Annotated in this window: 10 protein-coding genes; 9 read left to right on the top strand and 1 reads right to left on the bottom strand. The window is 61.5% G+C overall.

The annotated features are described in order from the left end of the window. The first annotated feature begins 199 nt into the window (after positions 1–199). Genes JOF40_RS16480 through JOF40_RS16465 form a run of 4 tightly spaced genes read left to right on the top strand, consistent with a single transcriptional unit; the run spans position 200 to position 7,421 of the window. Positions 200–1,711 carry a type I restriction-modification system subunit M gene (locus tag JOF40_RS16480; protein WP_188111862.1) on the top strand — a complete coding sequence of 504 codons (1,512 nt, stop codon included), beginning with the start codon at positions 200–202 and terminating at the stop codon, positions 1,709–1,711. Further along, positions 1,708–2,919, top strand: a complete 1,212-nt coding sequence (locus JOF40_RS16475) for a restriction endonuclease subunit S (RefSeq protein ID WP_129183567.1) — start codon at positions 1,708–1,710, stop codon at positions 2,917–2,919. The genes JOF40_RS16480 and JOF40_RS16475 overlap by 4 nt, the downstream gene beginning before the upstream one ends. Then, entirely contained in the window at positions 2,919–5,993 is a 3,075-nt protein-coding gene (locus JOF40_RS16470; protein ID WP_129183569.1) for a type I restriction endonuclease subunit R, read from the top strand. The genes JOF40_RS16475 and JOF40_RS16470 overlap by 1 nt, the downstream gene beginning before the upstream one ends. A gap of 39 nt (positions 5,994–6,032) precedes the next feature. Next, positions 6,033–7,421, top strand: coding sequence for a Fic family protein (locus JOF40_RS16465; protein WP_188111800.1), 1,389 nt, complete (start codon positions 6,033–6,035; stop codon positions 7,419–7,421). A gap of 144 nt (positions 7,422–7,565) precedes the next feature. On the opposite strand, the gene JOF40_RS16460 is transcribed toward JOF40_RS16465, so the two are convergent. Further along, complete coding sequence (locus tag JOF40_RS16460) at positions 7,566–8,540, bottom strand: hypothetical protein (RefSeq protein WP_129183573.1); 975 nt, start codon at positions 8,538–8,540, stop codon at positions 7,566–7,568. Positions 8,541–9,137: 597 nt separating this feature from the next. On the opposite strand from JOF40_RS16460, the gene JOF40_RS16455 reads away from it, so the two are divergent. The 5 genes from JOF40_RS16455 to JOF40_RS16435 all read left to right on the top strand — a co-directional run bounded on the left by JOF40_RS16455 (position 9,138) and on the right by JOF40_RS16435 (position 13,053). After that, on the top strand, positions 9,138–9,293 hold the full coding sequence (locus JOF40_RS16455; RefSeq protein ID WP_188111801.1) for a hypothetical protein: 156 nt from the start codon (positions 9,138–9,140) through the stop codon (positions 9,291–9,293). Between the two features lie 206 nt (positions 9,294–9,499). Continuing rightward, on the top strand, positions 9,500–10,198 hold the full coding sequence (locus tag JOF40_RS16450; RefSeq protein ID WP_129183575.1) for a restriction endonuclease: 699 nt from the start codon (positions 9,500–9,502) through the stop codon (positions 10,196–10,198). Positions 10,199–10,307: 109 nt separating this feature from the next. Beyond that, positions 10,308–11,012: a restriction endonuclease gene (locus tag JOF40_RS20390; protein ID WP_188111802.1), complete on the top strand. Its 705-nt coding sequence runs from the start codon at positions 10,308–10,310 to the stop codon at positions 11,010–11,012. A 346-nt stretch (positions 11,013–11,358) separates the two neighbouring features. Further along, positions 11,359–11,868: a hypothetical protein gene (locus JOF40_RS16440; protein WP_129183579.1), complete on the top strand. Its 510-nt coding sequence runs from the start codon at positions 11,359–11,361 to the stop codon at positions 11,866–11,868. Between the two features lie 402 nt (positions 11,869–12,270). Then, positions 12,271–13,053 carry an abortive infection family protein gene (locus JOF40_RS16435; RefSeq protein ID WP_129183581.1) on the top strand — a complete coding sequence of 261 codons (783 nt, stop codon included), beginning with the start codon at positions 12,271–12,273 and terminating at the stop codon, positions 13,051–13,053. Positions 13,054–13,113: the final 60 nt, after the last annotated feature.

The raw sequence follows: 13,113 nt of genomic DNA, 5'->3' as shown, positions 1-13,113 counted from the left end.
TGCCAATGGAGAAGCGCCACTTCGCGGGGCAAGCCGATCGATCCACGCTCGTGAACCGTTACCGCGAGGCCCGCTCAGACTGAGACATTCCGTCTGTTCGACGCGTCGGTGCCGTCAGTCGCGATAGGTTCGAGCCGACGTGAGTTGCTGTCGGTACTGGGAGCAACAGGACAAAACTGTGACTGCGCGAAGGAAGAACGTGACTATCTCCCAAGCCGATTTGGAGAAGCGGCTCTGGAGCGCTGCCAACGCACTGCGCGGCCCAGTTGATCCCGCCGACTTTAAGAACTACGTCTTTCCGATGCTGTTCTGGAAGTGGATCAGCGACTCCTGGCTGTACGAGCACGCCGAAGCCGCCGACGAGTACGGCGACGAACTGACCGACGAGATCGAAGCCGACTTCCACCGCTTCGAGATGCCGACCGGGGCGCTCTGGCCAGACGTCACGACCAAGATCAACAACCTCGGCGCCGAGATCGCCAAGACCTTTCAGGCAATCGAGAAGGCCAACCCACGCTCGCTGGCCGGAGTGTTCGGCGACGCCGCCTGGGGCAACAAGGAGCGCATCCCAGAGTCGGCCCTGCTGGGACTCATTAAGGCGTTCAACGAGATTCAACTCGACCCCTCGACCGTGTCTCACGACCTGCTCGGCGCCGGCTACGAGTACCTGCTCAAAAACTTCGCCGACGAGTCCGGCAAGAAGGCTGGGGAGTTCTTCACCCCTCGCGAGGTCGTCAATCTGATCGTCGGCATCCTCGAACCCGAGCCTGGCGAGTCCGTCTACGACCCGACCTGCGGTTCAGGCGGCATGCTTGTCTCGACGATCAACCGGGTTCGCGACCACGGCAAGGACCACCGCACGCTGCGCGTCTACGGTCAGGAGGTCAACCTCACGACCTCTTCGATCGCGCGGATGAACCTGTTCCTGCACGAGATCGAGGACTTCGACATCAAGCGTGGCGATACCCTGCGCGCACCGGCGTTCAAGGAGTCGAACGGTGCGATGCGCCAGTTCGACGTGACGATCGCCAACCCGCCCTTCTCGCTCCGGGACTGGGGCGCAGACCGCTGGCCGGCTGATCCTCGCGCCTTCTGCGGTGTGCCGCCTGCGAAGAACGGAGACTACGCGTTCATCCAGCACATGATCTCCTCCATGAAGCCCGATACCGGCCGCGTCGGCGTCGTCATGCCGCACGGTGTCTTGTTCCGCGGTGGCGCTGAGGCGAAGATCCGCGAGTGCCTGGTCGAGAGGGACATGCTCGAAGCGGTCATCGGTCTGCCGCCGAACCTCTTTTACTCCACGTCCATTCCGGCCTGCATCCTGGTGTTCCGAGACCAGAAGCCCGGCGAGCGCAAGGACCACGTCTTGTTCGTCGACGGCTCCGCCCGGTTCGTGACGGGCAAGAACCAGAACCTGATGAGCCCCGACGACGTCGACACGCTCATCGAGGCCTACCGCACTGGTGAGGACCCGGACGGCGACGGGGGCGCCAACGTCCGGCTGGTCCCGGTAGACGAGATCGCCGCAAACCAGTTCGACCTCAACATGGGCCGGTACATCCAGGTCGCCGCCGAGGAGACCGCCGACCTGGGCGCCACCCTGGTTGCGTACGCGGACGCCCGACAGAACCGCATCGAAGCCGAGTCGACTATGTTCGAGCGCCTCGCTGCTGCCGGCATCGACCTCAGCGCATTCGGAGTGACCGAGTGACCGCATGGACCGAAGTGACGCTCGGCGACCTGTTCGCTGTCGACAACTCAAAACTTGGACCTCACTCCGAGGAGCCGACCGTGATGAGCCTGTCGAAGTACGAAGGGTTTGTGCGTGCGAGTGACTACTTCGACAAGCGAATCGCGTCATCGAAACTGGATGGTTACAAGATCGTCGAGCCCGGGGCGTGGGCCTTCTCGACGATCCACATCGACGAAGGGTCTATTGCCCGGAATAACTCGGCAGAACCCGGCGTCATCAGTCCGATGTACACCACGATGCACTTCGTGAGCGAGGTATGTCTTCCCGAGTATGCCGAATTGCTCGTGAAGCAGCCTCGAATGCTGGCTGAGTACGGCGCGAGAGCCCAAGGGACGGTCAATCGCCGACGAAGCCTGCCGTTCTCGCGATTCAGCGGGATACCTGTGGCTCTGCCCTCGCTGGAGGAGCAGCGTCGCATCGTGGACGTCATGGCCGCCGTCGATGCCCAGATCGAGGCCCTGGGGGACGAGACGGCGCGACTCGACAGAACGGCTTGGGTCACTGCGGAAAGACTATTGAGCGGCCACGCAACCGTTGCCCTCGGCGACCACTTGGTCGAGATCTCGGGCGGACGGAGCCCTATGACGACAGGGGAAGTTCCAAGCGTCGACCAGCGAGGTGTGCTGAAGGTTAGTGCCGTCACGCCCTTCCGATTCGTGGCTGCGGAATCCAAAGCGCTCTTTCCGGAGACTCAGATGCCGGAAGCCGCTCGCGTGCGGCCCGGAGACGTACTCATCACTCGCGCCAACACGCCTGACAGAGTGGGCGCCGTGTGTCGGGTGCCGGAGACAGTGCGGCCAGGTCTATACCTGTGCGATAAGACGCTCCGAATGACACCCGCTGCAGGACTTGACCCTGACTTCCTTGTCGTGGCGATGGGCCTGAACGCATCCCGCTACCACCTGACTGGAGCAGCCACAGGGACGAGCGCCTCGATGTTCAACATCGGTCAAGAAAAGATCCGGCAGACGCCGATTCCGCTTCCAGACTCCGGCGAGCAGCGCGACATCGCGTCTACGGTGCTGAGTATTCGAGCCAAGGGCGAGGCCGGCCTCGGTGAACTGGCTCACCTGCGTACTTTCCGGTCCGCTCTGTTGTCCTCGCTTCTGAATCAGGACATCGAGATTCCCGAGTCGTACGACTCGCTGCTGGAAGAGGCATCCTGATGGGATTCACTGAGTCGTCGACGATTCAGGCCGCGCTGATCGAGTGGGCCGAGGAAGCCGGCTGGGAGCACGTTCCCCGCGATGACCTGCCACGCGACGAGCATGACGTGCTCGTTGAGTCGTGGGTTCGCGATGCGCTGATCGACCTCAACCCGGAACTCGATCCGAACCAGGCACCCGATTCAGAAGCCAATCTGGATGCGGTGATTCATCAGTTGAATCAGGCGATTCTGGGTGCGCAGAACGGGCTGATCGCGGCTAACGAGCGACTCACGGTGATGCTTCGCGGGGATCATTCGTTCACTACCGTCGATGGCCAGCATGTGCCGCGGCGGTTCTTCGACTTCGAGGACCCAGCCAACAACCGGCTGGTCGTCTCTGACGAGGTTACGATCCGTGGCAACACGAAACCGCGTCGGTTCGATGTCGTCTACTACGTCAACGGGTTCCCGTTGGTGGTCGCCGAGACGAAGACGCCCGTCAAGCACCAGGTGTCGTGGTGCAACGCGGCCGACGACATCTACGGCACCTACGAGGTCGAGTATCCGCAGTTCTTCGCTCCGAACGTCTTCAACGTCGCCACGGACGGCCGCGATTTCCGCATGGCGCCGGTGCGGGCGGTGCCGGACCCGGAGTCGGAAATCTGGGCGCCGTGGGGCTCCTTGGAGGACAACCCTAAGAGCGTGACCGAGTTCGCCCGCGTGGAGCGCGCCGCCCGACTCCTGCTGCGTCCTGAGGTGATCCTTCCGATCCTGCGGGACTTCGCCATGTACCGGCACGCCCGCGACGCGTCCGAGACCGACATCAAGTTGCTGCCCCGCTACCCGCAGTTCGAGGCCGCACTGGCGATTCACGACAAGGTCCTCGACGGTCGACCAGGTGGTCTCATTTGGCACCACCAGGGATCAGGCAAAACCGAACTGATGGCATTCGCCTCAGCACGAATCCTCAACGACCCGAAGGTGGTCGAGCAGTTCGGGTCACCGCCGACGGTCATCGTGATCGCCGACCGCAAGGACCTGGTCCGTCAGACCGCGGAGATGTTCGAGACCGCTGGTATGCCCCGGCTGGAGGTTCCCGGGTCTTCGCGTGAACTGTGGAAGATCCTGAAGAGCAACCAGCCGTGTGTGGTCATCACGACGGTTCACAAGTTCGCTGACGCTGGCCACCTCAGCGACCGCGCCAACATCATCGTGCTCGTCGACGAGGCTCACCGCTCGCAGGAAGGCACCTTCGGCAAGGCGTGGCGGGCAGCGGTTCCGAACGCGAAGTTCTTCGGAGCGACCGGCACCGCGATCGAGGACGGCAAGCGGTCCACTTTCCGCCTGTTTGGCGACCCGGACGACCCGGATTTCATCATGAGCCGGTACACGCCCGAACAGTCGATGGCGGACGGGTTCACCAAGCCGGTGATCGTCGAAGGTCGCTCGGTCGGCTTCGACTTGAATAAGGACGACCTGGACGTCGCGTTCGACGAACTGGCCGAGACCGAAGACCTCGACGAGGACAAGAAGGTCTTCCTGTCCAATCGTGCCTCCCACGTGGAGACGGTGCTGTCGAACCCCGACCGCATCCAGGCCGTCTGCGCGGACATCGTCGAGCACTTCATGCTGCACGTCGCACCGCTGGGTCAGAAGGCACAGGTGGTGGCCTACAACCGCAACCTTGTCGTCGCGTACGCACACGCCATCGAGGCCCGGCTCGCGCAGGTCGGTCAGGCCCGTGAGGTCGCCGTGATCATGCACGTCAACGACGCCAAGGGCGAGACCCAGGACTTTAAGAAGTACCTGCTGACCGACGAGCAGGAGGAGGCACTCAAGCGGCGGTTCAAGAACGTCGAGGACCCGTTGTCGTTCGTAGTGGTCACCGCCAAGTGGATGACCGGCTTCAACGCCCCCATCGAGGGTGTCCTGTACCTGGACAAGCCCCTCAAGGCGGCGAACCTGTTCCAGACGATCACCCGACCGAACCGTCCATGGAAGAACCCGCTGACCGGGCAGCGCAAGGAGTACGGCCGCGTTGTCGACTACATCGGGCTCGCCAAGGCCATCGGCGAGGCGCTGCTGGGTCCGCAGGTCGGGGAGAACGAGCCCGAGGCGGTGCACCCGACCGACATTCAAGCACTGGCGGTCACGTTCCTCACCGACATGGTGACCCTTGATGCGATGTTCGAAGGCATCGACAAGTCCGACACCGGCTACCAGGCGCTCGCGCTGGCCCATGAGCGAATCCCGGAGGACTCCGACGCCCGTAGCGACTTCATCGACGCTTTCGTCGGTCTCCAGACCATCTGGGAGTTCCTCGACCCGCACCCGACCCTTCAGATGGCTAAGCCGTCCTACCGTTGGTACGCCAAGTTGTACGAGTCTGTCCGGCCCAAGACCGAGTCGAACACGTTCCTGTGGGAGCGGTTCGGTGCCAAGACACTCGCCCTCGTCCACAGCCACATGAGCAACGTCCGCGTCCGGGCGAACTACTCACGCAACGTCACCCTGGACGCCAAGGGCATCGAGAAGGTCAAGGAGATCGCCGAAGCGCTGCGTCAGCCGCTGCCCGAGCCAGACGCCAAGAACCCCGGCGACGTGCTGGGCCAGGTGCTCGACACCATCGAGGACCGGCTGCGTCGACTGGCCGCCGGGCCCGACGAGGCCGTCTACAAGAGCCTGGCGGAGCGGATCGAGAAGTTGCGCGACCAGGCCATCAGCAGCGTCGAGGACTCACTCGCCTTCCTAGAAAAAGTCCTGAAGATTGCCCAGGACGTCGTCGCCGCTGAACGAGCCGCCAGCAATGGGGCTGGGGACGCGCCGGCACCTGTCCTGGTTGATCCGAAGCGTGGTGCGCTGACGCAGATCGTGGAGGAGAACGCTCCGGCTGACCTCCACAACGTGATCCCCGAGGTCGTGTCCAGCATCGACCAGATCGTCGACGAGGTCGCCTACAGCGGATGGACCACCAGCGACGCCGGCGACAAGAAAGTCCGCCGCGAACTGCGCACTGCGCTCAGGAAGTTCGGTCTGCCTGCGGCGGGTGTCCTGTTCGACAAGACGTACGAGTACGTCCGGGAGAACTACTGATGGTGCCAAGCCAGAATGTCGATTCAAGGAGCCAAGCGCATGTCTGAGTCGGCACTCGAACGTGTCCAAGCCGGTCTAGAGCACTCGATCTACGGAATCGATGCATCTGGCGATCGGCTCGAAGTGATGGCTGGACTTGCCGAGCGTGTTGAATCCTTGGAACAGCGATGCATTCAACTATCGGCAATGGTGTCGAAGCAACTAGACGAGCGGCTCCACAAGGCGAACCGAACGATCGAGGTCTTCGAAAGCAACGCCATCGAGGGCAAGTTGGCGACTCTCCCCGAGACCTACGAGGTGCTCGGTCAGCGGGATCTCCTAGACAGCAAGGCGCCTCTCGCTGAGTACTCGTTGGCCGAGGCCCTTCGAGATGAGCCAAAGGTGCGTGACGTTGTTGGATTGGGTGCGGCAAGGGTCTTGGCATCGCAACTGGCTGAAGACCACGAGCGGCCAGTCACGGAAGCAGACATCCGGGAGATGCACGAACTGGTGCTGGCAGGGCATCACAGTGCTGGGTCTTACAAGCAATGGATCAACGAGATTCAAGGCTCATCACATGTTCCGATTCCGCCGTCGGACGTACCTGACGCTATGAACTCGATGACGATGTGGCTCCGCGATTGTGACGCGCCGCTCGTCTGGAAGGCTGCGACGGTTCACGCATGGCTAACGCATATCCACCCGTTCGATGACGGCAATGGGCGTATCGCTCGGCTTCTCGCCAACTTCGTCTTGGCGAGAGGCGGGTTCCCACCTCTCATCGTTCGATCGACCTCCGACAGGGGGCGTTACATCGATGCGCTGGCACATAGCGACGAGGCGGGCGACATTAGCCAATTGGTCCGAGTCTTCATGACTGCCCTGAATCGGCGGGTGATCAAGATGGAGAACCCTGACTACGCCTGGAAGATGTTCGAGAAGGAACTCCAGGTGCGACAGCAACCGCTGTTCATGCGCTGGTCTGCAGCGATCGACCAGTTTCTCGACGAGGTTGAGACACGTCTTTTGATAGATGGATTCCGCGTAAATCGAGTTGGGTCCGTGGGCGTTGAGGAGTTTGAGTTGCTGCGCGAGCGGAACGCTAGCGGGAATACGTGGCTCGCGAAGGTGGGAACTCCAGGGACTAACGGTGACATCCTCATCTGGGTCGGATTTGCCAGCGCTAACGTGTCGCGGGACCTGCATCCAGATCAGATCTTCCCGTCTCTCTATCTGGCCGAGCGAGCGAAGGGAACCCGCCCAGACAAGCCCTTTCTTCCTCAGGTGCGTGGACTGCCGGCGAGACACGACGAGGTATCTGTGATTGTCGACGAGAACAGGGTCCTCTTCAATCGCGGGGGAGTGGTGAGACCGCTACGTCCCTCCGACGCTGCGGAGGCTTACGCGTCGCTACTGGGTAATCATCTGCGGTCCATTAATAGCCCCTAGTACGAAATCTGGCATACGCCAAACCGCTCTTCGGTGACTCCTGTCGATGACCGGCGGACTATCTCAGGACTGACGACGACATCGGGGACTTTCGCGACCCGTTCAGTTGACCGTTAGCCGGTACGTCTTGAATCGGCGGAGGGCTTAGTCGGTCGGCGCTCTGACGAGGTTCTTGCTTGATCTCACAGCCTCTGCGAGCCCTGGCTGGGTCAGAATCTGATCGAGTAGCGCCCAGACTCGTGCGTTGGCGTAGACGCCCTTCGTAGGAATTTCGCCGATCGGAATGTCCTGTCCGAGGCGGTAGATGATGTGCGGCGATTCCGTGTCCGCGTGTGCTCCTGTGGGAATGTCGGGCCACTCATCCTGGAGCCGATCCACAACCTTGCTGTCGAGGACTCGGTTGATCTGCCGGACCCGCCCTTCCCACCGAAATGCGAGAAATGTTGGCGGGCGTTTGGGCCAGCCGTTGCGACCGCCGAATGGGTGGAAGTAGGACCGTTCAGTGGTCACGTAGTCACGGAAGGTTCGCGGGCCGCCCATTGTGCCTTTGCTGGCAACAACGCAGTACACCCACTGTTCCGACGGGTCTCTCATCGCTGTCGCTCCTGCTAGGTAGTTGATTAACTCAGTGACCCAATGCCGCTCGATCCCGCGAGCCGATTTACTGATTGCTCGAAGGTCAGTTCGGACAGCGTCCCAGGGGATGTGCCGAACGGGAATGCCGCCGATGCTTGCGCCCAGTTGAGTCGCTGCCCATTCAGCGGATGAGTCTGACAGGGAAACGAGTAAGGGATGCGGCGAGTCTTTGAGGCGAGGGACGTACTTTGACAGTTGGGCTTCTCCTGGAACTAGCCAACCCTTCTTCGCCTCGACGACCACAGTCGCGTGTTCGTTTGCGATCTCGAGATCGGTCCGTCCTTGGTCATCTGCAACTTCGAGGTCGATGACGGCGTCAGTCGCAGAACCCGGAGCGTCTACTCGATCCCAGAACGCCGCGAGTAGAGCAGGGGACTGCCGAAGCGTCCAAGCGAGCGCTGCGGTCAGGTCAACCTCGCCACGGCCCAAGAGGTCAAAGACACTCGGTACCGGCTTCCCATACTTACGAAGATCGTCAGTCACTGTGTGCCAGTGCGGGGGCGGTCGTCACGACCCGGCCTCTCGATCCATGGCCAAAACTGGTTGAAGCGCGCCGTCCACTCGGGGTCATTGAGCAGGTATGCCCGGCCAGACCCTCGAACCTTGTCGCCCTCATTCAGCGATCGATTGCGTAGTTCGGTCAGAACTTCATAGATCGTGGCATTCACAGTCCGCAGTTTGCCGTACTTCGGGTCTGAACCTGGACAGTCTCGCCGGTCCGGTCTGGCGGTCTCGGCAGTTTTTGAGGTCAGAAGTTCTCGTTCACCACGCCTAGTGCCTACGGAATCGTCGGCGACCTTCCAGACGCTCGTGCTCAGACAACAGTTCGCGACATCTCAGGTTGTGTTTCTCAATATCGGATCGAACTGAGCGGAGTGCGGAGCGGGCAGCGTCGCGGTGACCGCGCGGCCATTTCAGTGCCGCGTAGATTAGTGCTCCCATTGCCGGCATGTCGGCATTGCCGAGGAAAAAGGGCACCGCATCGTCGGGGACTATCCGACGGCAAGTACGCGGGCTTTTGAAACGACGACAATGTCTTACGAGTTCGCCTTGCCGTCGAGGTTCAGGGACAGTCCGAAGATGCACAAGAACGCCGAGTTCCTGGCTGCCAAGCGCGGGCGGCTGATCGAACCGCATGTCGCGTCGATCAACGAGTTCGTCAAAGCAATTCGGGCGGAGATCGAGACAGAGATTGGAATGGAAGGTCCTGGCGCTCCGGACGTTTACGTCCCGTAGATCGACCCGGACTCCGGGGGACTGGCCTCGGCCCGAACGGACGGGACCTCGGGCAGCGTGAAGCGTCGGGCGGTAGCCCGAACCTTACGTAACCCGCGACTTCTCCGCGACACCTGCAAGTGGGGCAAGGGCGCGACGCTCGGGTGGGTGAGGCGCGATGCCCCGAAGAACCGACTAGTGTCCGGTCGTCGCATTAGGGTCGTAATGTGACTAACGCGCAGCCTTCCTACGTCTCGACGTGGCAGCAGGCTGAGGAGAACGCCGCTGCCTGGGTCAGGCATTGGGGATGGACGGACGCACGTGTCACCGAGACCGGTCCGGACGGCGGCATCGATGTCATCGGCAGGGGAGTTGTGGCACAGGTGAAGTTCAAGTCGTCGCAGACCGGAGCACCAGACATCCAGCGGCTTTACGGCGCGAGTTACAAGCACCCCGGTTCGCAATTGATCTTTTTCTCAGGCTCGTCCTACTCCAAGAAGGCGATCGAAGTAGCCGACGAGATCGGCATCGCGCTTTATACCTACGACATCATCGGAGCGATCACCGCCATCAATCGAGCGGCACACGGTGTAGTGGCGAGGCGAGCGGCGATGGACCAGCAGCCAATGCAAACGCGACACCGGCCGGTGGCAGCGGGAGCACGGCTTCGAAAGGTGGACTCGTTCGCTGGCATGAAGATCTACGATCGCCGACGTTTCAACAGAGGCACGATTCAGGCCGTCCTTGCTTTCATCCTGTTCTGTAGCGCGATCACCGGCCTCGGAACGCTTTCAGAAACCAAGGACCGGGCTGACCTTGCGGGCTTGATACTCGCGGTTATCTTCTGCCTGCTGGCTAGTGTGCTTGTCGGCACACGCGCATACCGGAATTGGCGAGGTGCTTCCAGCCAAACGGGTGCTCGGTGATGGCGCGGTCCGGAGCGCCAAGTGAAGATGACGACTAACCCCGCCAGCCGACCTGCGCCCGTAACTCCCCGCACATCATCGTTTTCCGGCCCGAACTTTGGAGGACTCCGTGAAGCCTTGGCGTCAGTACCAGGAGGAGGCCGCCGCGTACTTCCGAGAACTCGGTTTGGCTTCAGAGACGGACGTAACTCTCGAGGGTGCGCGAACATCCCATGACCTCGATGTTGTAGTCCGCTTCGAAAGGGCTGGCTTGGAGCACTTGTGGATTGTCGAATGCAAGCATCACGCTCGACCCATATCGAAGGATCGCCCACTTCTGCTGAGACAAATTGTCGACGATGTGGGTGGGGACAAAGGGATTCTTCTTGCTGAAGGTGGCTACCAGAGTGGGGCCTATGAGGCGGCACGATTTAGCAACATTTCCTTGGCGTCTCTGGCAGAACTCCGCGCAACTGCTGATGACGAGATTCTCGACGTGGCCATCAACGAGATCGAGACTCGAGTGCGGGCGGCTAGAGGTCTCTTGTACTCATTGTCGAAATACACGCGGCACCCGCGAGGGGGTTCGGGCAGACTTCCGACGACCCCATCGGACTGGGACAAGGGTGGGGCGATCGGGCTCCTCGGCCACTTGAGCATCCTCGAATCAGGAATGACAGGCGCTCGCGCTCGGCACTTCCCGGCCACTTACGGGTTCGCATCTGACGGCTCAGTCTTGCGTGCAGACCGTAAATCTTTCGTTGTCCTTGCGCGAGCGACCATCGAAGTGCTCGAGAGCGTCGCAAACGGGCTAGAACCTGTCGAGGATAAGTAGTTCTCATCGAACTGCATCGGCCTCACAAGTCTCTATCAAGCGATTATCAAGCGCATACTTTGGGGCTTCGCCAGAAGCGACGATGTCTAACCTCGTGGGTGCGGTGCCGATCCGCCTCCACCTGGTGCCGCCTGATCCACGAACTCCACCTTAGGCGCTGGGGAGTATGTCTCGATCCGCAATTCGTCAATTACGCCCGGCCGCAGAACTGGTGAGATCAGGCTGGTGGCGGAGTGCAGGCCGTGGTCCTCGAGCGCGCTTGATCTTGCGTTCGAGGCGCGGGAAAAACGCATGCTCGGATTGCGCTGGCGGCCGACGCCGTCCGCAGTCACCTAGGGTTGCTGTGGTGAAGGACTACCTCCCGGCAGCAATTGCCCTCGTTGGCGTGCTCATCGGTCTTGTCGTGCAGCGAGGTTGGAACCATCGGGTAGAGCGGATGAACGTGTACTCGGAATTCTCGAAGATTTTCAACATCTTCGGCGATGACCTCCTGAGCGAGGCCGATCCGAATACGCGGTCTCCGGAAGAATCTCAGCGCACGTTAGAGATCATGAACGAGGTCTATCGACAAGCGGCACTTGTCCAGATCATCGGCAGTCGCGCTGTGGCGAAGGTTGCTCATGGCATGGAAGTCCCACCTGATGAACACGGTGCGGTGAACAAGTGCCGCAATCTCTTCATTCTCGTGACCCGAATGGATACGACCCTGAACGCCATCGAGAAGGTTCGGCTCCGAGCCGACTGGCGCAAGGTTCAGAAGACCCAGTGGTTCAAGGACGAGATCGACCAGCACCCGGACACGCCGTGGTGGACCGATGAACCAAGCGCCGAAATGATCTTGCCGTCTGAGCCATGAACCTCGTCGGTTGACACCGATGCGGACCACTGTGCAGAGGCGCCGGGCATCGGCAGGTCGGTGCTTGCGCAGCGCCTGTCAGGCGATCTGACGCACGAGTAGTCATAGGCGGTGAGCGCGGTGCACCCCGCGTTGCCCGGCGGGCCCCCCGGCGACGCCTGTCAACCGGTACCGGTCAGGGCCGGAGCGTTCACTCATACAGGAACACTTCGTGAGCGGATAGCCGCCGCTCCGATGACTACCGCTACGACGCTGACGCCGAGGAGGCGAAGCGCTTCCCGAGGAACTGTCGGGGCGGCCCCGACACTCACGGGATTGAGTAGCCCGGAATGCTGCCCGGCTCTCGAGTAGGCGCACAGCGTGCCGCCCCGCCCGAACCTGCTGTTGTTGGAGAATTGCCGGATGTCGGATTCAGAGAAGTTGCCTCAGCGGATCGTCAAACTGGCGACGAACATGTTCGCTCGTGACACCGGCTTCAGCGGTCCCGAGATCCATGACATTTTCGCTGACTACACGGACGAACTCGGACCCTACGCCGGGTGGGGCGGGGGAGGGGCCTCGCGCCGGCAATTGTTCGAGCAGGGACTCCTGTCCATGACGCTGGATGATCAGCGTCGGTTCCTGCTCGACATGTGTACTTACGACGGCTACTCGAAGTACTCGATGCCAAGCGACGAGGACATCGCGAAGTTGCGTGGCATGTTGCTCTCCGGCACTACGCCCGGCGCGATGTCGGTATCCGACCGCCTTGACGAGTTAGAAGACTGGGAGGCGGTGGCCCGCAGTTGGACTGCCGCCCTCGACAAGGTCGTCAGCGACCCCGAGGGAGCGATTACTGCGACTCGCACGACTTTGGAGAGCGTCTGCAAACACATCTGTGAGGAGCGCTCAGAGCCCTACGAAGATGGCTGGGATCTTTCTCGCCTCTACAAGGCCGCTGCACGCTCGATGGACATTGCGCCAGACCAGCACAGCGAACAGATCATCAAGCAGATTCTCAGCGGTGTAGTAACGGTGGTCGACGGGCTGGCAGGTATGAGGAACCGACTGAGCGACGCCCACGGGCGCGGCAAGGTGTCCTCGCGGCCCGCACCGCGTCACGCGAAACTCGCTGCCAACGCGGGCTTCGCCATCGCGGGATTTCTGATCGACAGCCACGTCGAGAAGCCGAAGCGCAACGAGTAGTGGCACAACGCGGGCCGTTGCATCGGATACGGGGCAAAGGAACCGACGAGCCGGACGAGA

Origin of the sequence: Aeromicrobium fastidiosum (assembly GCF_017876595.1) — a bacterium.
In the GTDB taxonomy this organism is placed as follows: domain Bacteria; phylum Actinomycetota; class Actinomycetes; order Propionibacteriales; family Nocardioidaceae; genus Aeromicrobium; species Aeromicrobium fastidiosum.
This window is presented reverse-complemented; position numbering and strand designations above follow the sequence as displayed.

What these genes read in the sequence shown, in the direction of transcription:
- JOF40_RS16470 (WP_129183569.1), top strand. Translation starts at nt 2,919, where the DNA reads ATGGGATTCACTGAGTCGTCGACGATTCAGGCCGCGCTGATCGAGTGG.
- JOF40_RS16465 (WP_188111800.1), top strand. Translation starts at nt 6,033, where the DNA reads ATGTCTGAGTCGGCACTCGAACGTGTCCAAGCCGGTCTAGAGCACTCG.
- JOF40_RS16455 (WP_188111801.1), top strand. Translation starts at nt 9,138, where the DNA reads ATGCACAAGAACGCCGAGTTCCTGGCTGCCAAGCGCGGGCGGCTGATC.
- JOF40_RS16435 (WP_129183581.1), top strand. Translation starts at nt 12,271, where the DNA reads ATGTCGGATTCAGAGAAGTTGCCTCAGCGGATCGTCAAACTGGCGACG.